The 21,785-nt window shown below is 55.7% G+C and carries 22 protein-coding genes and 1 pseudogene; 18 read left to right on the top strand and 5 right to left on the bottom strand.

The annotated features are described in order from the left end of the window. Together BLL52_RS20705 and BLL52_RS04965 are read left to right on the top strand one after the other, a co-directional pair. A pseudogene (locus tag BLL52_RS20705) lies at positions 1-701 on the top strand (hypothetical protein); the annotation flags it as partial. A 12-nt stretch (positions 702-713) separates the two neighbouring features. Continuing rightward, the gene (locus BLL52_RS04965; RefSeq protein ID WP_075585618.1) at positions 714-2,111 is read left to right on the top strand and encodes an ABC transporter permease; all 1,398 of its coding nucleotides are present in this window, start codon (positions 714-716) and stop codon (positions 2,109-2,111) included. 45 nt (positions 2,112-2,156) lie between these two features. Here the strand turns inward: BLL52_RS04965 and BLL52_RS04970 are convergent, their stop codons facing one another. After that, positions 2,157-3,653 carry a Fic family protein gene (locus tag BLL52_RS04970; protein WP_075585619.1) on the bottom strand — a complete coding sequence of 499 codons (1,497 nt, stop codon included), beginning with the start codon at positions 3,651-3,653 and terminating at the stop codon, positions 2,157-2,159. A 611-nt stretch (positions 3,654-4,264) separates the two neighbouring features. Here BLL52_RS04970 and BLL52_RS20260 point away from each other — a divergent pair. From BLL52_RS20260 to BLL52_RS05015, 10 genes are all read left to right on the top strand, one after another. Beyond that, positions 4,265-4,891, top strand: a complete 627-nt coding sequence (locus tag BLL52_RS20260; protein WP_139313303.1) for an HD-GYP domain-containing protein — start codon at positions 4,265-4,267, stop codon at positions 4,889-4,891. 337 nt (positions 4,892-5,228) lie between these two features. Further along, complete coding sequence (locus BLL52_RS20710) at positions 5,229-5,372, top strand: hypothetical protein (protein ID WP_156876184.1); 144 nt, start codon at positions 5,229-5,231, stop codon at positions 5,370-5,372. A 497-nt stretch (positions 5,373-5,869) separates the two neighbouring features. Further along, entirely contained in the window at positions 5,870-6,607 is a 738-nt protein-coding gene (locus BLL52_RS04975) for an ABC transporter ATP-binding protein (RefSeq protein WP_075585564.1), read from the top strand. Beyond that, positions 6,604-7,374 (top strand): outer membrane lipoprotein-sorting protein, encoded by a 771-nt coding sequence (locus tag BLL52_RS04980; RefSeq protein WP_075585620.1) that lies wholly within the window; start codon positions 6,604-6,606, stop codon positions 7,372-7,374. Before BLL52_RS04975 ends, BLL52_RS04980 begins: the two co-directional genes overlap by 4 nt. 4 nt (positions 7,375-7,378) lie before the next feature. Then, positions 7,379-8,656 (top strand): hypothetical protein, encoded by a 1,278-nt coding sequence (locus BLL52_RS04985; RefSeq protein ID WP_075585621.1) that lies wholly within the window; start codon positions 7,379-7,381, stop codon positions 8,654-8,656. A gap of 249 nt (positions 8,657-8,905) precedes the next feature. Further along, entirely contained in the window at positions 8,906-9,346 is a 441-nt protein-coding gene (locus tag BLL52_RS21720) for an ATP-binding cassette domain-containing protein (RefSeq protein ID WP_075585623.1), read from the top strand. Continuing rightward, the gene (locus BLL52_RS05000; RefSeq protein ID WP_075585624.1) at positions 9,343-10,740 is read left to right on the top strand and encodes an ABC transporter permease; all 1,398 of its coding nucleotides are present in this window, start codon (positions 9,343-9,345) and stop codon (positions 10,738-10,740) included. The genes BLL52_RS21720 and BLL52_RS05000 overlap by 4 nt, the downstream gene beginning before the upstream one ends. A gap of 214 nt (positions 10,741-10,954) precedes the next feature. Continuing rightward, positions 10,955-11,890 carry a PEP-CTERM sorting domain-containing protein gene (locus tag BLL52_RS05005; RefSeq protein ID WP_075585625.1) on the top strand — a complete coding sequence of 312 codons (936 nt, stop codon included), beginning with the start codon at positions 10,955-10,957 and terminating at the stop codon, positions 11,888-11,890. 178 nt (positions 11,891-12,068) lie between these two features. Continuing rightward, entirely contained in the window at positions 12,069-13,769 is a 1,701-nt protein-coding gene (locus tag BLL52_RS05010; protein ID WP_075585874.1) for a GMC oxidoreductase, read from the top strand. Next, entirely contained in the window at positions 13,759-14,559 is an 801-nt protein-coding gene (locus tag BLL52_RS05015) for an SDR family NAD(P)-dependent oxidoreductase (protein ID WP_075585626.1), read from the top strand. Before BLL52_RS05010 ends, BLL52_RS05015 begins: the two co-directional genes overlap by 11 nt. 70 nt (positions 14,560-14,629) lie before the next feature. Here BLL52_RS05015 and BLL52_RS05020 read toward each other — a convergent pair whose 3' ends face one another. Together BLL52_RS05020 and BLL52_RS05025 are read right to left on the bottom strand one after the other, a co-directional pair. After that, a complete protein-coding gene (locus BLL52_RS05020; RefSeq protein WP_075585627.1) occupies positions 14,630-15,835 on the bottom strand; it encodes a glycosyltransferase in 1,206 nt (401 codons plus the stop codon). Beyond that, positions 15,825-16,907, bottom strand: a complete 1,083-nt coding sequence (locus BLL52_RS05025; RefSeq protein WP_075585628.1) for a nitroreductase family protein — start codon at positions 16,905-16,907, stop codon at positions 15,825-15,827. The genes BLL52_RS05020 and BLL52_RS05025 overlap by 11 nt, the downstream gene beginning before the upstream one ends. Before the next feature lie 95 nt (positions 16,908-17,002). On the opposite strand from BLL52_RS05025, the gene BLL52_RS05030 reads away from it, so the two are divergent. After that, positions 17,003-17,884 carry a ThiF family adenylyltransferase gene (locus tag BLL52_RS05030; RefSeq protein ID WP_075585629.1) on the top strand — a complete coding sequence of 294 codons (882 nt, stop codon included), beginning with the start codon at positions 17,003-17,005 and terminating at the stop codon, positions 17,882-17,884. Positions 17,885-17,913: 29 nt separating this feature from the next. On the opposite strand, the gene BLL52_RS05035 is transcribed toward BLL52_RS05030, so the two are convergent. Next, positions 17,914-18,210 carry a type II toxin-antitoxin system RelE/ParE family toxin gene (locus BLL52_RS05035; protein ID WP_075585630.1) on the bottom strand — a complete coding sequence of 99 codons (297 nt, stop codon included), beginning with the start codon at positions 18,208-18,210 and terminating at the stop codon, positions 17,914-17,916. Next, positions 18,203-18,517 carry a hypothetical protein gene (locus BLL52_RS05040; RefSeq protein WP_139313304.1) on the bottom strand — a complete coding sequence of 105 codons (315 nt, stop codon included), beginning with the start codon at positions 18,515-18,517 and terminating at the stop codon, positions 18,203-18,205. The genes BLL52_RS05035 and BLL52_RS05040 overlap by 8 nt, the downstream gene beginning before the upstream one ends. Before the next feature lie 135 nt (positions 18,518-18,652). Here BLL52_RS05040 and BLL52_RS19915 point away from each other — a divergent pair, with 135 nt between their 5' ends. The 5 genes from BLL52_RS19915 (at position 18,653) to BLL52_RS05060 (ending at position 21,781) form a co-directional block, all read left to right on the top strand. Then, positions 18,653-18,760, top strand: a complete 108-nt coding sequence (locus tag BLL52_RS19915) for a type II toxin-antitoxin system Phd/YefM family antitoxin (RefSeq protein ID WP_083633816.1) — start codon at positions 18,653-18,655, stop codon at positions 18,758-18,760. An 18-nt stretch (positions 18,761-18,778) separates the two neighbouring features. Next, entirely contained in the window at positions 18,779-18,934 is a 156-nt protein-coding gene (locus BLL52_RS20715; protein WP_156876185.1) for a hypothetical protein, read from the top strand. Continuing rightward, on the top strand, positions 18,921-19,331 hold the full coding sequence (locus tag BLL52_RS05050) for a putative toxin-antitoxin system toxin component, PIN family (RefSeq protein WP_075585632.1): 411 nt from the start codon (positions 18,921-18,923) through the stop codon (positions 19,329-19,331). Before BLL52_RS20715 ends, BLL52_RS05050 begins: the two co-directional genes overlap by 14 nt. Positions 19,332-19,540: 209 nt before the next feature. Next, positions 19,541-20,131: an XrtA/PEP-CTERM system exopolysaccharide export protein gene (locus tag BLL52_RS05055; protein ID WP_075585875.1), complete on the top strand. Its 591-nt coding sequence runs from the start codon at positions 19,541-19,543 to the stop codon at positions 20,129-20,131. A gap of 81 nt (positions 20,132-20,212) precedes the next feature. Next, on the top strand, positions 20,213-21,781 hold the full coding sequence (locus BLL52_RS05060; RefSeq protein ID WP_075585633.1) for an XrtA system polysaccharide chain length determinant: 1,569 nt from the start codon (positions 20,213-20,215) through the stop codon (positions 21,779-21,781). Positions 21,782-21,785 lie beyond the last annotated feature (4 nt).

A 21,785-nucleotide genomic window follows, 5' to 3' on the forward strand; every position in this document is an offset into this window, starting at 1 on the left:
CGCCTAAGCTGGAAGACCGGGCCAGCCCTAGCGGCTGGGATCTTGACCTGGGCGCCACCAACAACCGCAATCGGGGTCTGGTGGCACTAAGCACTCAGTTTTCCCAAAAACTCAGCAGCCAGTGGCTCTTGTATAAAGAGCAAGGGGAGTCCGCCGCAGTAGGGGCCAACATGACTGCGCTGCTGTCAGACGCGGCGGTGGCGCACGTTGAATGGTCCAACGCCAGCGAGCTTGACGCAACCAGCCGGGCGCTGGGCTTGCCAAGTGCTGCCACCCGGCGCAACCGCTTTGCCGGGGGCGTGACCTACACCACCTTGGGTAAGCTATCGGTCACAGCCGAGTACCAGTACAACGGGTTTGGTGCCAGCCAACAAGACTGGGTAGCACTGTCTACCGCGCCTATGTCGGCCAAAGTGGCCTACCTGATAGACGCCCGAGCACGCCAGGAACTGGTCTCGCGCCAGGCTTTGATGCTGTATGTCACGCAAAAAGACCTGTTCATCAAAGACCTGGACCTGACAGCTTTTGTTCGCTTCAATACCGAAGACCACTCCAGGCAGTCGTGGCTTGAACTGCGCCAGCATTGGCCAAAATACGATCTGGCGCTGCAGTGGCAGCAATTCAGCGGCAAGTCCGACAGCGAGTACGGCATCCTGCCTGACAGCCGCATCGTGCAGGTGTTGGGCAACTATTACTTCTAAAGACGGCGTCGCATGATGACCCTGTCGCTGGCCATTCGTAACCTGCTGCGCAACCGGCGCCGCTCGCTGGCCACCTTGCTCGCCATGGCCATTGGCTCCACCTCCATCCTGCTGTTTGGCGGCTTCAGCGGCAATATCAACCTGGAGATGCATACCCGCAGCGTCATGCGCGGCGGCCACCTGCAAGTCCAGCACAGCGATTTTTATGTCTATGGCAGCGGCAACCCCATGGCTTACAGCATCAGCCATTACCAAAAGATTCTGCAAGACATCCGCAACGATGAAGTGCTGAAGACCATGCTGGTGGTGGCCACCCCCACGCTGCAGTTTGGCGGCATTGCCAGTAACAACGCCGCCAACGTATCGCGCACCATTCTCGGCACCGCCTTTGTGCCCGCCGATATCAACCTCATGCGCCGCTGGAACGACTTTGGCCTGCGCTCCACTGCGCCAGTGTCGGCGCTGGAAGGTGCCTCGCCCGACTCGGTCAACATCGGCTTCGGCGTGGCGCGGGTGTTGCAACTGTGCACGCAGCTGTGGATTGCTGACTGCCCACCACTTCATGTGTCTGCGGCAGCGGTGGCCGATGCCGCATCCATCCCCGATGACATTGCCGAACTCAGCGCGCTGGAAGCCGCACCCGCCGCCGCGAAAGGTCCCCTGCCGGTCATCGACGTGCTGGTGGCCAACTCACGCGGCGCGCCCAACGTAACCTCGCTCAAAGTTGTCCAGGCCGAAGACCAGGGTTTTAAAGAGCTCGACGAGGTCACCATCATGACCCGGCTAGACCACATTCAGAAGCTGATCTACGGCCAGGCCGAACCCAAGGTGACCTCCGTCATCCTGCAGTTGCAACACACCAGCCAGATCCCACAGGCCCGCGAGCGCCTTGAGCCCATACTGGCGCGCTATGCCAAAGACCAACCACTGTCCATCAAAGACTTTCGTGAGTTGAACCCGTTTTTTGTGCAAACCGAACAGATGTTCAACACTATCTTCGGTTTTGTTTTTCTGCTGATTGGCGGCATTGTGCTGTTTACCGTGAGCAACACCATGAACACCGCGGTGATTGAGCGCACGGTAGAGATTGGCACCTTGCGCGCCACTGGCCTGCGTCGGTCTGGCATTCGTCGGCTGTTTGTCACCGAAGGTGCCATTCTGGGCGTGGTGGGCGCGGTGCTGGGGGTCGTGCTGGCACTGAGTTTGTCGTTGATGATTAACCGCCTAGACATTGCGTGGCTGCCACCGGGCACGGTGGAACTGGTGCCCCTGACCATTCGTGTCTGGAGCGAGTCCCGCATGATCATTGGCACCACACTGGGCCTGATCTTGATCGCCACCCTTTCAGCCTGGTGGCCCGCTTACCGCGCCTCTAACTTGAAGATTGTGGATGCGCTGCGGCATGTGTGATGGGGCCCAGCCCCTTTGCAAATTTCAAGCGTGACTGCGCGAAGGCTAGGTTTCGTTGCTGCCGTCCAAGTTAAGTAAACGGTATTCGACCGGAGACTCCTCAAGCGCATGGGTCTTACGCACGCTGTCAATCAGAAGGTCTATATCCGCATAGTCGAACTGGCTTGACCATCTGGCCATCTTCGCTAGGCTTTGCACGAATCCCGATGGCTCATTCTTTCGCGTCAGAGCGCGCGCGCAGTCGACGTACTGCGGGTGATACAGCGTCGGAATGATGATGCGTGAGGCACCGGCGCGGGTGAGTTCCGCATTCATGACCAGGCGAGACAGTCGACCGTTTCCATCATCAAAGGGATGGACCTCTGAAATGATGAAAGCGAAATAGATGGCCCTTGCCAGCCCTTCCGGAACAGACCGCGCGAGAGAGGACCCTTCTGCAAGCGTACCTCGGACCATGGCTGGGTTCACAAACTGCGTTGTGCCAGCGTAGTTAACCTCTAGCTTGGGCTTCCCAGGGTTGGCTTCTGGCCGCATTTTCAACATCTCGGCATGCCAGGTTTCTAGTCCTTCGAGAAACTCTTGACCCACCAGAGGAGGACCGCCCCGATACGGCCTGGTAATGGCCAAACGAAAGACCCCAAGGACGTCGTGCGAGTCCTTTGGTCGATTCGGTACAAGCTTGTTGTTCATGACAATGTCCCGAGCCTGCTGAATATCAAACTTCGTGCCCTCCACGTAGTTCGAGAAGTAGGCCTCAAGAAAAGCGGCGTTTTGCCTAGCCACGCCTTGCAGAGCTTGCTCGATGTGCGGCAACGGCGTAATGCGCAAGTGCGCCGCCAGGACTTCAAAGCGAGCCATGCGCTCCTGGTCAACCGGGGTACCGCGCGCGACTGCCATGCCCACCTTGGTCACCAAGCCGCCCTTGGCGTAAGTCCCAAGAAGGGCACCGATGATCAAACGCAATTCCTTGAGAGACTTTTCCGCTCCCATCGCAGGTGCCAGGCCCGCGGCTTGGTCACGGATTTCGTTGAACGCTTTTTCACCTGACGCGTTCAACACGGACACCAGCATGTGCTCAACCTCTTCGGGGGGAGCCCGTAAGCCCCCTTTGCGCCCAATGTTTTCAAGCAGCATACGGGCACGGCCCGCGTAGTGGAGGCCGGTGGTACCCATGCTCAAGTCACCTGGTAAAGGGCCTGGGCCTCTGACCAAGCGCACCGTCAAGCCCGGCAGCGCGATCTTCTTATTAAAGGAGGTAGGGTGCGACAGCACCACTTCAGCGCAAGGCAGAACGCCTCCGCGCATTGCGCTGATGTGCGACACAACGCCGCCGGGTACCACCACCCCAACAATCCTTTGCCAGCTTCGACGGACCAATGCTGCGAGTTCCTCTTCCGATTGTTTTGCTGCATAGACACCGACGTACACCCGGCAGAGCAAGCCTGCGGCTGCCTGACGTTGCAGCTTTCGGGCTTCTGCATCAGATACCAAGGCACTAAAGATGAGTTCCTTGGGCGGACTGAGTCGTTGGGCTAAATGCATAGATGTCGGTTTCTCGCTAAAAATGCTGGTTGTGTCGCCGGTGTTTGGCTAACAAATTGTGTTTTGTCGTTTATCAACTTGGATTTGGCCTTGCCGCATCTTTAACCGATTCGTTCATTGTGTCGGAAGCGAACTAAGAAGTTTAGAAAAACAGCAGGAAACGTCGTTTTTTTACTAGCAATACGGCTATTTTGTCGGTTTATCGCTAAGAAAAAAACCAGAACCAACAGGCTGTGGTTACCGAACACAGTACGCGGCTTCTACCGGGCACCTACTGCCTTCATGGGTGATAGCTGCCCCGGCATGAGAGGCGTGAATTTTATTAACGCCTGCGCCGGTTACGCCAGCCACGGCCACGACGGCGCGGTTCGCTTGGTGCGGGCCAGTCAGGCATTGGGAGGTGCAGCCGTCTGCGATGTACTCCAGTTTGGTATCCAATAGGCTAAATTTGCCCGGCCCCCCAAAAATTGCATACCGCTGAGACAGCGTATGTCAGACGGCATATTCCCTACCGCAAACCAATTCCAACCAGCAACTGACTTCGGAAAACCGCCCGGCAACTGCACTATTTTTTAGCGACTGCATGCCGAAATCCAGACCCCTTACTAACCATGATCGAGCAAGAAGCCAAAGAACCGTCAGATCCTGAAACTGCACCCCAGGTTGCAGTTTCGACGGCAGACTCGCGGCTCTATGTTGGGCTAAACCATCATCTGGTCTTGGACCCGGAGGATGGCGGTGACGCGAAAACTGGGCCACGTCTGGCCGAACTGCTGCGCCGGGTGGACATCTACACGGCCAAACTCAGTCGGCGAGTATCCCGTGAGTCGGTTACACCCGCAATGGCTGCCCGTGATGCGTGTCTTGGTGCGAGTGGGCATCCTGACGGCATTGGCGCGACGCTATTGAAAGTCGTTGGACTGTATCCGCCTGGTACTTTTGTGGAGCTTGCAAATGGCGAAACCGCCGTGGTGATAAAACGGGGCGAGAAGGCGCACACACCCATCGTGGCCAGCCTGCGTCGTGAAGACGGAGGGCTGCTAACACAACCTGAGCGAAGGGATACTTTACGTGCGGGGCTGACTGTGAGAAAGGGCGTCGAACCTAGTCGGGTACGCGTTTCGTTTGATCACCGGCGCGTACTCGCTTGTGTCGCAGCAAGCAGTGTCCGGCCTTGGCGGGTTCGATTCAAAGAACGAGCTTCGCCCGCTGCATTCTTAGCTTCTGAGTGGTGCTGAGATCGTGAGGAATGAGTTCAAGCACATGACCGTTCTTGGGAACTGAACCGCAGTCACGATACGCAGTGCGCTGGTCAGCCGCGGTTGTTGCGTAGCGACACCGCGCAAGGCAAGGTCAGATTTGGCTTGCCGCTGCATGCATTGCGGTTTTACTTCTCCGCGCTGTGGCCACAGGCCGAGGCCGATGTGACCAGTTAAACGCAAACATCATCTGGTTCGGGCCTAGTCTTGTGATTACCAAGATATCAAAAAAATAGCTTCTTGCGCTTTATGCATAAGGGCTACAGGCCATTTTGGCAACAAACCGCAGCAAATAATCAAGCAGCTAGATGCGCTAATGCAAGACCTGACCCCGGTTTACGAGACACGCATGATCATCGGCACCACACTGGGCCTGATCCTTATCGCTACCCTTTCAGCCTGGTGGCCCGCTTACCGCGCGTCTAACTTGAAAATTGTGGATGCGCTGCGGCATGTTTGATGGGGCACGCGACTAAGTAAAAGCCTATAGGACTACTTGTCTGCCACCGTGGATCATTGGCTTGTCCACATCAAAATGCTCGTTTGTAGAAGACACGTGTAAGCCCGAATTTTGACGAACAAGTCACTCTCAAAATAATAGCTGTTAATCCATATAAAACAAGGGCTAGAGCCTAACAATACTGGTATTTTTGCAGTAAAACCGGTCTTTTTCGGCTATGGGAGACGAGATCTGCCAATTTGATCTGGACGCAACAAACCTACCAAGGTGGGTTCCCCATACGCCCGCGCGATACGGATCTGCTCGAAGGCGCCGTGTTCAGCTTTGCGAGCAGCCGCTAGAACCAGCGCCATCCGCCATACCCATCCCCAAGTCCTGGCGAAACGGCTCTTATGGGCATGTGCCTCGATTAGTCTGACCGGACCACAGGGATGCGGTAGTATTTGCCGCATGAGCGACATCCATAAACGCCGCTGGCGCCTGAGCGAAAACCAGACATGACCGAACCCAATACCGAGCAACCCGCGGTCCGGGGGCCGGTAGCGCTACTGACCGGGGTTGAGAAAACCTACACCATGGATTCGGTCAGCGTGCCGGTCATCAAAGGGGTGGACATTCTGGTGCGCCCCGCCTGTTTCACCGTGCTGCTAGGGCCGTCTGGCAGCGGCAAGACCACCCTGCTCAACATGTTTGGCTGCATTGACAAGCCTGACAAAGGCGAAGTCATCGTGGCCGACTGCAAGGTAGCCGCGCTCTCTGACGACGAGTTGTCGGACTTTCGGGCCAAAAACATCGGTTTCATCTTTCAAAACTTCAACCTGCTGCCGGTGTTGAGCGCTTACGAAAACGTGGAATACCCGCTGCTGTTGGCGGGCAAATCGGCCAAGGCCCGCGGCGAGCGGGTGCCCCGACTGCTGGAGGCCGTAGGCCTAGCCGACCTCGCCAAGAATCTGCCGGGGCAGCTCTCTGGCGGGCAGCGCCAGCGCGTGGCCATTGCACGCGCCCTGGCGCGCAAGCCCAAACTGGTGATTGCCGACGAGCCCACCGCCAATCTGGACAGCGTCACCGGCGCCAGCATCTTGGCGCTGATGCGCCACATGGTGAACCGCTTCGAGATTTCGTTCATCTTCTCGTCGCACGACCGCGAAGTGATCAAGGCGGCCGACGACACCATTTTTCTCAAGGATGGTCTTGTCCAGAACATCAAGCGCAAGCCGCTTCGGAGCACACCATGAAGACCCTGACATCCCTTTTGCTACCGCTGTTTTTCTTCGCGGCCAGCGCGGCGTCTGCGGCGCCCACTGCCAACAGCATCCTGGGCGCCAGCGACGCCATACGCAACCCGGGCGGCGCTTTCAGCGTCACAGTGACTCTGACCGAGTTTCAGGCGGGCAAACAGGTTGATGCCAGCACCTTGACCAGTTATTCCAGAACACAGTCCAACGGGCAATTTGCCAGCTTGGTGCAGTTTGTCTTGCCTGCGCGTGACGCGGGCAAGCTGATGCTCAAGAACGGCAACGACATGTGGTTTTACGACCCGCTGTCCAAAGCCAGTGTGCGCTTGTCGCCGCAGCAACGCCTGCTGGGCCAGGCCTCCAATGGCGACGTGGCCACCGTCAACCTGGCCAAAGACTACACCGCCGTTCTCTCTGGCGAAGAAGAGGTACAAAACGGCGAGCGCCAGTTGCGCAAGGCGCATAAACTGGCGCTGACGGCTGCCAACCCGGATGTGACGTATGCCAGCATCGAGATGTGGGTTGATGCCGAAAACAATCGCCCCATTAAGGCGCGCTTTTTTGCGGATTCCTCGCGCCTGCTCAAAACCGCCTATTACCGCCGCTACCAGCCCCAACTGGGTGCAGAGCGGCCCACCGAGACGGTGATCATCGACGGGCTGGATCCCAAATCGGTCACCATCATGCGTTTTTCTGACTACGCTGCGCGGTCGATTCCTGACACCTGGATGCAGCGCGATTTCTTGCCTCGTTTCCAACCGGAGTGATCTCATGCGTTTGCGCCCACGCTCGTTTTATCTGTCCTTGCTGACAGCCGCCCTGGCCCACGCCCTGCCCGCGCTGGCCGCAGATGCCGAGCTGGACGCCCTTGACCTGGAAAGCGCCCCCGAAGTCAGCACGCCCGCTGCCGCCAGCAATACCAAAGTGTTTTTTGAAGGCGCCTGGGGTAACGCGGAACAACGCTATGCACCCGCCAGCCGCGCCTTGGGCCGTGCCTCGCTCGATCTGTCTTACGCTGGCAAGTTAACGCCCGATGTGCGCGCGGTGTTCTCTGACCGGCTGGATTACATGGACCCGGCTGAGGCGGGGTCGGACGCCACCGTCAACAGCCTGCGCGAAGCGTATTTGAGCTGGCAGCCTGGCGGCGGCAACACCATCTACGAGCTCGGCCGCATCAACCTGCGCTACGGCCCCGGCTATGGCTACAACCCAACCGACTTTTTCCGCGACGGCAGTCTGCGCACGCTGACTTCCAGCAACCCGTTTGCCATGCGCGAAAACCGCTTGGGCAGTGCGATGCTGCGCGCCCAGCGCCTGTGGCAAGGCGGCTCGCTGTCGGTTGCCTATTCGCCTAAGCTGGAAGACCGGGCCAGCCCTAGCGGCTGGGATCTTGACCTGGGCGCCACCAACAACCGCAATCGGGGTCTGGTGGCACTAAGCACTCAGTTTTCCCAAAAACTCAGCAGCCAGTGGCTCTTGTATAAAGAGCAAGGGGAGTCCGCCGCAGTAGGGGCCAACATGACTGCGCTGCTGTCAGACGCGGCGGTGGCGCACGTTGAATGGTCCAACGCCAGCGAGCTTGACGCAACCAGCCGGGCGCTGGGCTTGCCAAGTGCTGCCACCCGGCGCAACCGCTTTGCCGGGGGCGTGACCTACACCACCTTGGGTAAGCTATCGGTCACAGCCGAGTACCAGTACAACGGGTTTGGTGCCAGCCAACAAGACTGGGTAGCACTGTCTACCGCGCCTATGTCGGCCAAAGTGGCCTACCTGATAGACGCCCGAGCACGCCAGGAACTGGTCTCGCGCCAGGCTTTGATGCTGTATGTCACGCAAAAAGACCTGTTCATCAAAGACCTGGACCTGACAGCTTTTGTTCGCTTCAATACCGAAGACCACTCTAGGCAGTCGTGGCTTGAACTGCGCCAGCATTGGCCAAAATACGATCTGGCGCTGCAGTGGCAGCAATTCAGCGGCAAGTCCGACAGCGAGTACGGCATCCTGCCTGACAGTCGCATCGTGCAGGTGTTGGGCAACTATTACTTCTAAAGACGGCGTCGCATGATGACCCTGTCGCTGGCCATTCGTAACCTGCTGCGCAACCGGCGCCGCTCGCTGGCCATTGGGTCGACCTCCCTCTGGAATCAGGGCACTTGTTGGCCCCTTTTTCCCAACCGAAGCGGTGACCAAATCCTTGCCGAGCTGGCACTGGTTAAAGTAATAGTTGACGCCAGACCCCAGTGTTGTATCTTCTTCAACAGCCCGGCTTCACTGTAGCCACAAGACGTAAGGCACGACATGAGCGACAAAGCGCCAGACAACACGCCTCACCAAGGCCCCGTGGCCATCCTGATGCGGGTTGAAACAACCTACCTCATGTTATCGGTGAGCGTGCCCGTGATCCAAGGCGTGGATATTCTGGTGCGTCCTGCCTGCTTCGCCGTGCTGCTTGGGCCCTCAGGCAACGGCAAAACCACCCTGTTGAACCTGTTTGGCTGCATTGACAGGCCAGATGCGGGCGAGGTGATGTTGGCAGGCTGCATGCCAGTGCTCCGCGCCCACGAAAAAATCCAATACCCGCTGTTGCTGACCGGTGCGATAGAAAAAAACCGCGCCGACCGGGTACCCAAGCTGCTAGAAGCCGTAGGGCTGGCCGACAAAGCGGCCGACGGCACCATTTTTCTAAAAGTTAACCTGACACAGAACACTCGCCGCAAAGGCGTGGTGACAGCAGCATGATGACGCTTGCTCTGGCTGTTCGCAATCTGTTGCGAAACCGGCGTCGGTCTATATCGACCCTGCTGGCGATAGCCATCGGCTCCACGTCGATACTTTTGTTTGGTGGCTACAGCACCAATATCAACTATTCCATGCAAACAGCCTATGTACAAACAGGCGGCCACCTGCAAATTCAGCACCGAGATTTTTATCTCTATGGAAGCGGCAATCCTGCGGCTTACGGCATCGCAGACTACACCAAGTTGTTGGCAGCTATCGAGAATGATGCCGTATTGAAGACCATGGTACTCGTGGCAACACCTACACTTCAATTTGGTGGCATCGCAGGCAATTCAACTGCAGGGGTTTCACGCACCGTGATTGGCAACGGCTTCATAGCGAAGGACGTCAATCGCATGCGACTCTGGAATGACTTCAACATGCGATCAGGCTATCCAGTATCTGCACTTGAAGGCTCTGCGGCCGACGCAGTCATCATTGGGACTGGTCTGGCCCGGGTACTCCAGCTATGTGATGCGTTGAAAATTGCCCGTTGTCCCAAGCCAGAGAAAGAACAAACCACAGAGGGCGCCGCGTTACCGGATGATGTCGCGCAACTGGTCCTGCTAGATACGCCGACGGTGGCCAATGCCCAAGTCGTCAACCCGCGAAAAATTGACCTGCTGGTAGGAACTGCTCGGGGAGCACCCAATGTGGCGTCACTCGAAGTCATCCGCGCGGAAGACCAAGGGTTCAAAGAACTCGACGAGGTCTACATGATGATGCATCTTGCACAGACACAAAAACTTGTTTACGGTAATTCTCCGCCCGAGGTGACTTCGATCATTTTGCAGCTTCGCCACACCGATGAAATCCCAGTGGCAATAGAGCGCTTGGCACCCATATTAGCGAGCTTTTCTGTCAATCAGCCTTTGGCCGTGCTGGACTTTCGGACGCTTTACCCGTTCTACCTACAGTCCATGAATTTGTTTGACACCATTTTTGGTTTTATTTTCACGCTGATCGGTGCCATTGTGTTGTTCACTGTGAGTAACACGATGAATGCAGCGGTTGTAGAGAGGACGACTGAAATTGGAACTTTGCGCGCAATCGGATTACGACGCTTGGGCATTCAGAATTTGTTTGTCACTGAGGGAGCTTTGTTGGGTTTTGCGGGCGCATTGCTTGGTGCTGTGTTAGCGCTGTCGCTGGCAGCGTTGGTCAATTCGATGAACTTGACCTGGCTGCCTCCTGGCGGGGTTGAACCTCTTCCATTGACGCTTATCGTTTGGGGTCAAACCGGGAAAATACTTGGCACCACCTTTGGCCTGCTCTGCGTTGCCATTTTGTCCGCCTGGTGGCCAGCGTACCGAGCTTCACGGCTAAACGTTGTGGATGCATTGCGTCACGTTTAGCCGCCAGCATTCTGATTGCTGCGCTAGGGCACATCCAAACCTGTCGGAAAAACTTACAGCCGCCAGCCAAAAAGCAGCTGTGATTTCTTTAAATCTATGATTTTAAAAGAGATTTAATTCATGGCACGGCTATTGCTTTAGTTTGAATGTAGTCCTTAATTCACATTTTTTCTTTATCTCTATTTAAAGAAAAATTCCCAACCAGGAGAACCCCATGAAAAAGTCCCTTACCAAATCGGTCATCGCTGCGGCACTGGCATTGCCAGCCCTGGCATTTGCAGGCGCCACTCCCATCACATTTGACGTGAATGGTGCCGCTGCTGGGGGTGCCTACTCTATCGACGTGCTGGACTGGGCCCCTGGTAATGCGTTGGCGGTGGGTGGTGCGCCATTCGGCGGCACACTTGGTGTTGGATATCAGACACAGTTGCTGTACCAAGCCAATTTTTCAGCGGCAAGTTTGAATGGCACCAATGTTGTTGCAGCTGGGATTAACAGTCAGCATTTCAGCGTCGTAGCCGGTGTTAAAGAGAAGGTCGCAGCGACTGGTCCAGGCAGCGTGCAGTTCACAATGGATGACGTGGCAGCGCTTTCATCGACAAATTTCTTTTATATGTATGCAAATGGTTTGACCGCCGGCAACAACCTGACAGGAAAGGGGTTTACTGCTGGCACCATGATTATGAGCGGCTACATCACGTCAATTAACAGCAGCAACTACTCCACGTTAGGTGATGTTGGTAATCTTGACAACTTTGGAGCCAACGACTACGTTGGAATTCAAAGTTTGATCGGTTCCGGATCGACAGATCTCACGGCGCGAATCAACTTCGCAGATGCAAATTATTTTCCTGACCTGAATCTTGCCTCAATGGTATTCGCGTTCTCCAACACCAGTCAGGTGACGCCTTTCGCTCAGGTAAACCCATCTGCGGCTTTTAGCTCTGATGGTATCCTTAACGGCAATTTGGCAAGCAACATTGGCTTGGTTAACGGTGCTAATTTCACTTCTCAACAAGCATACAACTTCCAGTTCCAGGCTGATGGCAATTCGTCATTCTCCGTGCCGGAACCAGACAGCTTGGCATTGTTCGGTTTGGCACTTGGCTTCGCTGGTTTGTTGGGTCGTCGCCGCGCTAAAAAAGCTTGAGACAATCCCAAGTGCTAAGATTTCTAGGACTGTGATCAGCTGAAAAAGGGCCCTTTGGGCCCTTTTTCTTTTTCTGGGATGAAGAGTGTCAGACTTTTTTACAACTATCATTTGCATAAGACGCCACCGGTCACGACGGTTTTTAGCCTGATCACCAGCAATTGGGGGATTGATTGCCTTGAACACGATCACTAGCAAGCCAGCAGATCCAACCCAAACGCTGTGGGATGTCATCATTGTTGGCACTGGCGTTGGCGGTGGCACTTTGGGGTACGCCCTTGCCAAAGCGGGTAAGAGCGTGCTGTTTTGTGAGCGCGGATCCAATAATCTGGCCCGGTCTGGAACACTGACAGCCAATTATGCAGAGCAATTTGGGCAGGAGCCAGGGGCTGTTCTCACAACAGAATCAGCAGATTTACTGGCAAACACCGGGCGATTCAATGAAGTCGTGGTTGATGAGTCGGGAACACACACTCGGCGCTTTGTTCCTTTTGTAGGCTCCGGTAGCGGTGGATCAAGCGCTTTGTATGGCATGGCCTTCGAACGCTTTGCCGAATCAGACTTTGCGCCGGGCATTAGTCATCCAAATAATCCAGAGTCGTCACTTGAAGCGGCGTGGCCTGTTGGCTACGATGCTTTCAGCACTTATTACAGTGCTGCTGAAAATTTGTACCGTGTCCACGGGACGCAAGATCCGTTGAGTGCAGGAGCACAACGTTCGCGCAGCTTGCTTCAGCCGCCCGCCCTGACACCAGCGATAGCCAAACTTTGCGATCATTTCTCCGCGGGGGGGTTGCACCCCTATCAACTGCCTCTGGCTTGTGATTACGTTGCGGATTGCCAATGTTGCCAAGGGTTCTTGTGTGACAAAAATTGCAAAAACGACAGTTCGCGGGTGTGCGTCCAGCCAGCAATACAGAATTTTGGAGCGGTCATGCTAGACAACTGTCGTGTCGTACGTATTCATGCTGACAAGGCGCGCGTGAACAGACTTGCCTGCAAATGGCATGGCAGAGACATTCTGTTACGAGGAAAGCAGATTGTGCTCGCAGCTGGGGCGCTTCAGACACCCAATCTTTTGTTGCGTTCTGTATCAATTGATTGGCCAAACGGGGTTGCCAACAGTTCTGGAATGGTCGGCCGAAATCTGATGCGCCATTGCATCGATATCTATCTTATTCAGACCAGTCGGTCTGACCGAGGTCGAAGTTTTGACAACCGGTTCAAGGAGTTTGCGTTCAATGATTTCTATTGTGTTGACGGCGTCAAGTTAGGTTCAGTGCAGTCTTTCGGTCGCCTGCCTCCGGGTCAAATGCTTTTTGGTTCTTTGAAGCAAGATATTAAAGACGGACCCGTGCCGTGGATGGCAGGCGCATTCGGCTTGACTATCGCAGTGTTTCAGCCGTTTTTGCAGCGTATGGTCGATCAGTCTATTGCCATTGCAACCACGATGGAGGACTTGCCATATTTGCACAACCGAGTTTTGCCAGCACTCGACGATGCACCAGAAGCGGTACGTATTTCATACAACTTGCACGACTCAGAAAAAAAACGCGTCGCGCTTTTCAGGAAAATGATGGCCAGAACATTAAAGTCACTTCACTGGCGACTGATCAAGCAGGCCGAAAATAACCAACGCATTGCTCACGTTTGCGGAACTTGCCGTTTTGGACAAGACCCCCAAACCAGCGTTCTGGACCCCAATAACCGCTGTCATGATCTAGAAAACTTGTACGTGGTGGACAGCTCGTTTTTTCCTTCAAGCGGCGGCACCAATCCAGGGCTCACCATTGCTGCAAACGCGCTGCGTGTTGCAGACCACATGCTGAGTTCGTATCCAGCGCTTCAACATACGGGACCGATCAGACATGAAGCTTGAAGATTTTCGGGGCGACTGGGCGCTGGTGACAGGTGCTTCGTCAGGCATCGGAGCTGAGTTTTGCCGCCAATTGGCGAGTGCCGGCGTCAACTTGGTTATGGTCGCTCGACGCAAGCCGTTGCTAGATGATTTGTCAGCATCACTGACACGACAGTTTGGCATTAAAACCCTGGTATTGCGCATTGACCTTAGTGATCACGGTAGCGCTTCGCTTGTCAAGGCGGCAACTACACAGGCATCTATACGTATCAGGGTGCTGATAAACAACGCGGCATTTGGCCCATGGGGTAGTTTTGAAAAGACTTCCGTCCAGACCTACGAGCGGATGCTGCAACTTATCACGGCAACACCCGTTTCGCTTTGCCACCTGTACTTGGATGACTTGTCTTCATTCCCAAACAGCACTGTGATCAATCTATCCTCTCCGGCGGCCTTGCAACCCGTACCCTACAAAGCGGTTTATTCTGGCGCCAAATCCTGCCTGCACAACTTCAGCCTGGCTCTACACGGTGAATGGCAGTCCAGAGGCATCTTGGTGCAAACCCTACTACCTGGACCCACTGCGACTGAGTTAGACCATATTGGGGGGGCTTACACCAGTGAATTGGGCGAAGAACGCCGCCCGACGTCGGAAATTGTGACTAAGTCGCTGTCAGCGTTACACACCGGAGCCCCGTTTGTGACGACCAACAAGGGGACGTACAAGCAACGCCTGTTTGCCGGCATTGCACCGCACAAAATGATCATTCGCGAAGTCAAGCGGATGTTTCAGGCGCCACCGGGTCGCTAGAGTCACGACAACCCGATTCAAAAGTTCAATTGAAACGGCGCAACCGGCAGCCGAGTCTGTGAGGCTTTTTTCAGCAGACTTTGTCGACAAAATGGCAAAATAATTTGCCACAGTCAAAGTCAGAGAACGACTTTGCCAACTGTTTTGCTTGATGACGACGCTCTGGCTCAGAAATCAGTCGGGTGACTGCGTCTTGAACAGAATGCTTTCGCACACGATCCGCTCGAATAATCTCACCCGCACCGCTGCAAATCACAGCGGCCATGTTCATGAATTGATCCATATTGCTGGGGATACCCAACACGGGAACACCACATGCCAAAGCTTGTTGACTGGTTGGACTGCCACCATTGCAGATAACGAGATTAGACCTTGCAGCAGCCTCACACCCAGGCAGGTAATCCGCCGTAAAAAGATTTGGCGGCGCGATACCAGGCAGTGGAGCACCGGCGGTTGAAGCCATCACCGTCACTGGCAGGCTTGCCAAGGCATCAACCACCAGTTGCATCACATTGGGTGAGCCCGAACTTCCCAAAGTAAGGTAAACGATGGGCCTGCTTGCTGGAAGTTGATTCCACCAAACCGGATCGGTAACGGGCGGCGACCACAGAACTGGACCTAAAAAATGGTGTCTATCAGGCATGGACTCCATCGGAAACATCTTGGGACAATCGGCATACAAGCTGAAATCCGCGTCGGTGTAAAGCCACCGCAGATCAGGCTCTATTGGCGTCAACCCATACTCTTTTCTCACCTGATTCAGTGGCTTGCAGTGCAAAGCAAAAGCCTTGCGCTTGAAAACGTCGAAAATAAACTGCGCCACTGGCAGAGGAAAATATCGCGTCAGCGGCAAAACCGGTAACGGATAGGACTTGTGACGACAAAAAGGACTCCAGTAAGCATTCGTGATTGCCGCGTAAGGGATCCCAACGATCCGCGCACTCACAGAAAGTGACAGCCGAAAGTCACCCACGATCAGGTCAGGTTTCACACGATCAATGAGTTTTATATCTTCTTTCACATAGCTACGTAATGTTTCAGCGCTGTAAACCGGCTTTCCTAAAGCTAATTGATGAAGAAACTGCTCGCTACTGATACTGCCTAAAGGCAATACTTGCCAAGTTTGATTCAGCAAAAAGCGTTTGTAACGGTCATGACAGGCCATAACAGGTTCATGACCTGCATATTCCAGGCTTTTCGCCAGAACCATTGGCCGAGCCACGTGCGCAAGGGTCACAGCTTCTGAGAAGAACAATACCCGCCTTTTACGAATCATTTCTCTCTTTCATCAGTTCAACCACATCGCGTCTGATCGACCGGCTAACAGGCATTCGGCAGGTACCCACCCTGGCGAAAAAGCCAAAGGGATCCGCAGGCTGGCTGCCCACCAAACGCTCAAAGTCACTGGCCACAGCCAGCGACGCGTCAACCAGGCTGGCATCCGACGAAAAGCGTCGGCCAGCGCGTGCATACCAGCGAAAGATTACTGGCGTCATCTGCGGCTGCAAATGCAGACCCTGCTGTGTCGCAGTGAGCCAGAGGCGCTGCACAGCCATACCCAAGCGCACCCAGTCTTCCAATTTTGTGGGTGCCTGTAAGGGCAGCACCAGAACATGCGCTGCACAGCGTAAGCCGGGCAGCAGATCGAGTTGTAGCCGCGGCGCAATCGTACCCATCAGGTAACGGTTGAAAAAATCGACCCGACTCCAGCTTTGCATCACCCACTTCATTAGCCGCGCGGTTACCGGGTCAACACCAACCGCCTCTTCGGGAATGCGGTCCTTGCTGAAGCGCGCGCCCCATTCGATGACGCTTTTGTGCACCGGGTAGGCTTCGGGGCAGATCAGGCGGATTTTGGCGCTACGCCAGAGCAAACTGGCCATCTGCCACCGCTCCTTCGTTGTTTCGAAAAGTTGCACCTCGTAATCGCCCCCTGCAGCGCTGATCAAAGCTATGCGCTGTGCTACGGTGAGCGGCACGGTTTGCATGGGACGACGCTGAACAATGCGATTCTGAATGCTGTCAAACAAGGGATCACGCGCCAAGCCAGCAACTGGTGTCAGTTGCACGGTGTAGACGGGGGCACGGTGATCCCCTTCGGATGCCACCGTCCAAGTCGCTAGTAGGCCAAAGCCAGTTGCAGCAATGCGCAGGGTTTCTAGCAAGGCGCCATGGGCGATGTGGCTGGGGTGGCCGTCAAAGTCATAAAGAACGTGATCCCGGGTGTCATAGCCGTGTACCCTGACCTGCAGGTCGTTCACGATCTCAAACCGCCACGGCTGGGTGTTGTCGCCACTCGGCGCCCAGCGTGCCAGATCAAGAATTTGGGCTAATGTCTCGCTACTCATAACGAGCCACTATAAGGCCACACCCAGCAAGCGCTGGTTTTGGGGTCAAGCCCCATGCACAATGTCAGTGTCATGAATCTCTCCATATCAGTCATATGCAAAAATCAATTCCATTTGACTACAACCGCGCCTTCTCCCGCAACATCGGCTGGCTAACCATTGCCGAGCAAGCCAAGCTGCGCCAAGCTCGCGTGGCCATTGCCGGGCTGGGCGGCGTTGGCGGCGCACATCTGCTAACGCTCAGCCGCCTGGGCCTGTCGCGTTTCAACATTGCAGACTTTGACGACTTTGATGTGCACAACATGAACCGCCAGGCCGGTGCGTTCATGCCTTTTATGGGCCAGCCCAAAATCGACACCATCGCTCGGCTGGCGCAAGACATCAACCCCGAGACGACGCTGCGCCTGTTTCCACAAGGCGTCACGCCCGAGAACGTGGACGATTTTCTCAAAGACGTGGATGTGTATGTGGACGGACTGGACTTTTTTGCCCTACCCGCCCGGCGCATGGTGTTTGCCAAGTGCCGCGAAAAAGGCATCCCAGCGCTTACAGCCGCGCCGCTGGGCATGGGTGTCGCTTTTCTTTACTTCAGCCCCACCGGCATGAGTTTTGAAGACTATTTCAAGGTGGAAGGCCACCCGCCGCAAGAACAATACGCCCGTTTCATCGCCGGTTTATCGCCCGCCATGCTGAATCGCGACTATCTGGTAGCGCCCGAAGCGGTCAATTTTCAGGAAAAACGCGGTCCATCGACCATCATGGCCTGCGACATGTGTGCAGGTGTCATGGGGACCGAGGTGCTCAAGGTGCTGCTCAAGCGCGGCACGGTCAGGGCAGCACCGTGGGGCATGCAGTTTGATGCTTACCACCAGAAGCTGAAACACACCTGGCGGCCGTTTGGCAATGCCAACCCGCTGCAGCAACTGCTGCTCAAATTCATCCGGCCGGTGTTGCGCGGCAAGCAGCCAGGGAATTAATGAGAAAAAAAGGCCAGGCTCGCATTGATCTACAAGCTCTTGTATCCTGCCGCGCGCTGATGCCGCAGTGCCAGCACCAGAATGCGATCAATGTGGGGCAAAAATCGATACAGCGCCAGATACCCGTTTCGTCCCCTTGAGATCACCAGTTCGCGCTGCCCAAAGTGGACTTTGCGACCTATCTCGGGGTGCTGCGCCAGAATTTCCAGCGCATCAAAAATCAACGTAGCAGTATCTTGTGCGGCTTGCGGGTCAGACGCCAGCAAGAAGTCGCTGGGCCTTTCCAAGTCAACCAGCGCCTCTCCGGTGTAAACCAGCTCAGTCATGCGCTATGGTCATGGGCTTGGTGCCGTCCAGGCGCTGCGGCTTCAGCCTGCGCGGTTTGCTACCCGTGACACGGGCGGTGACATAGGCTTTCACATTTGCAGCGCCAAAGACGGCGTTGGTGCGCAAGGTGTCTTGAAAAGATGCCTCGCCATCGGCATAAAACTGCTGACGCACCAGCGCGTCGTCCATAGCGGATTGCAGGGTGTCCACCATCAGGGCATGGGCCGTCTTGCCCTCGAACGCAGCAACTTTGGCAATGGTGGCCTTCAAAGCGTCTGGCAGTTTCAGTGATGTGGTGGCGGACATGGCAATCTCCAAGAAAAGTAACACGATAGTAACACCCAAAGAAATGGATTATGAGTGGCTGAAACGCTAGGCAGCCATACATGAAACGGCTAAGACGCGCTTTCTAGCTATTTCAGCCACTTTAGGGGGTTCATGATGCTGACAGTTACTTCGGTAGAAGCACAAAACCGGTTTGGCGAACTGATTGACCGCTCGCAGCGCGAGCCGGTGCAAGTTACCCGGCGCGGACGGCCGGTGGCTTAAGTGGTTTGCAACCAAGACATGCGGGAATTGAGCGACCTGCAAACACGGCGTGATGCTGCTAGCCGCTGGTATGCGCAATACCGCGCCAGTCTGGCCAGTGAGCAGGGCGCCGCGCCAGTTGAGAATGGCTTGACTGATGACGATGTGACGCAACTGGCTCATGCGCTTCGGTAGACCCATCATTATTGATACCGGCGTGTTAATTAGCGCCGCCATCCGGCCACAGTCAGTGCCTGCCACGGCGCTGGAGCGTGCTTTGCGCCACCACGAGGTGTATGCATGTGCAGAAACCCTGTCTGAGCTAGAAGCGGTTTTGATGCGCTCCAAATTCGATCGTTACGCCAGCATCGTGCAACGACAGGCTTTTTTGCAAGGCCTCACCGAACATCTCAAGATGGTCGTAGTCAAAGAACCCACTCAGGAGTGCACTGAACCGAAAGACGACAAGTTTCTCGCTCTGGCCTGGGAAGTGAGGGCTGAATTGATCGTGGCAAGTGACCCGCATCTCACATGCATGCATCCATGGCGGTTAATTCCGATACTGCCGCCTGCGGCTTTTTTGGTGATGTAGCCAAGGCCCGCCGTCACTTGCCTGCTCGTAAACACAAGATCTCAAGCGGCAACAGGTCCGTTTTCCGCTGCAGACTTGCAGCCTTTTTGCGTTATATTGCCTTAACATCCGCTCTTGTCGGCTTCCCGCGTCTTGCATTGGCTCCACCCAGGAGATTTATTTTGAACAGCTTCTTTTCCACCGTATCTGTTTCTAAGCGGCTTGGCCGCATCATCGTTACCGGCTTGGCAGCCGCTTGGCTGGCGGGTTGCGCCAGCACCAACTACCCGGCAGCCCCGGCGGCGGCGGCTACACCTGATTACAACTACATCGTTGGCCCCGGCGACAACCTGAACATCATCGTCTGGCGAAACCCGGAACTGTCAATGTCAGTGCCGGTTCGCCCGGACGGCAAGCTGTCTACCCCGCTGGTGGATGAGTTGGTGGTGCAGGGCAAGACCTCCATCGAGATCGCCCGCGATGTAGAAAAAGCTCTGAGCAAGCTGGTGCGTGACCCAGTAGTGACGGTCATCGTGACCGGGTTTATTGGCCCCTACAGCGAACAGATTCGTGTGGTGGGCGAGGCCGCCAAGCCGCAAGCCCTGCCTTACAAGCAAAAGATGACCTTGCTCGACGTGATGATCGCGGTGGGCGGGCTGACCGACTTTGCCGATGGCAATGGGGCCTCCATCACGCGCGCAGCCGAGGGTGACAAACGCTACTCGGTGCGCCTGAAAGACCTGATCAAACGCGGTGACATCTCGGCCAACGTCGAAATGAAGCCGGGTGACGTGCTGATCATTCCCCAAGGCTGGTTTTAATTTTTCCACCCACCTACCAGGCCTGCAGTGAGCCTGGTTTGTTTTGCGACGCATGTCCCTTGATCAAAAAGAACCTCCCCCATGGATGAGCTGATTAGCCAGGTGACGACCATCGCCAGAGGCATGTGGAAACACCGCTGGCGCGGCCTGATCGCCGCCTGGGTGGTGGCCATCATCGGTGTGATGACCGTGATGTCGGTGCCAGACAAGTACGAGGCATCTGCGCGTATTTATGTCGATACCCAGTCCATTCTGAAACCTTTGATGTCGGGCCTGGCGGTGCAACCCAATGTCGAACAACAAGTGATGATGCTTAGCCGCACGCTGATCACCCGCCCCAATGTCGAGAAGCTGATCCGCATGGCCGATCTCGACCTCGGAGAGACCTCCAAGGCCCAGCAAGACGCCCTGATTGACCAGGTGAGCAAAACGCTGCAGATCAAGACCGTTGGCCGCGACAACATTTACACACTGGCCTATCGCGACACCAGTCCTGAGCGGGCCAAGAAGGTGGTGCAGTCGCTGGTGTCGATTTTTGTCGAGTCCAGCATGGGCACCTCGCGCCAAGACTCCGATGCCGCTAAAAAATTCATTGATGAGCAGATTAAGACTTATGTCGCCAAACTCGAAGAAGCTGAGGCACGGCTGAAAGAGTTCAAGTTGCGCAACATTGAACTGCAGTCATCCACCGGTGAACTTAACATGGCCGGGCAACTCGGTGGCATTAGCGAACAGCTACGTCAAGCCCGGCTGGAACTGCGCGAGGCTGAAAACGCCCGTGATGCCGCAAGAAGGCAATTGGATCTGGAGCGCGCCACCCAGTCCAAAAACCTAATGTCTGATAACTCGGGTGCTATTTCCACCCCTGAGATTGATGCCCGCATCGACGCACAGAAGCGCAATCTCGATGCCCTGCTGCAACGTTTCACTGAGCAACATCCTGACGTGGTTGGCGCGCGTCGTCTGATCAAAGACCTGGAAGACCAGAAGCGCAAAGAGATTGCCGAGTTGCGTAAAGCAGCCTTGGCCAACCCAACGTCAACCCCCGCAAACAACAGCCTGGCCTACCAGGAGATCAGCCGGGTCATGGCCACATCAGAAGTGCTGGTGGCATCCTTGCGCGCCCGTGTGGCAGAGTACGACGCGCGCTACACCAAGTCGCTCGAGGCGATGAAAGTGGCACCCCAGATTGAGGCCGAATACGCCCAACTCAACCGCGACTACGAAATCAACAAGAAGAACTACAACGACCTGGTGTCGCGGCGCGAGTCGGCAGCCATGTCTGGTGAGCTTGACAGTGCTACCGGCGTGGCAGATTTCCGCCTGATTGACCCACCCCGTGCCTCACCTAAACCTGTTGCACCCAACCGCCTGCTGCTGATGCCGCTGGCCTTGCTGGCCGCACTAGGCGCTGGTCTTGGGGTCACCTTCCTGTTAAGCCAACTCCGTGCGGTGTATTACGACGCGTATGCGATGAGCGAATCGCTGGGCCTGCCTTTGCTGGGGGTAGTGTCTTTGGTGGTAGATGACGGCGGCGCGCAACGGCGCAAATCAGAGTTGATAAAGTTTTTAGCCGCTACCAGCGCCTTGATCGTTGTCTTCGGCATTGGCATGGCGGCGCTTTTTCTGATGTCCAAGCAGGCAGGATGAACCT

Origin of the sequence: Rhodoferax antarcticus ANT.BR (genome assembly GCF_001938565.1) — a bacterium.
GTDB classification, from domain to species: Bacteria; Pseudomonadota; Gammaproteobacteria; order Burkholderiales; family Burkholderiaceae_C; genus Rhodoferax; species Rhodoferax antarcticus.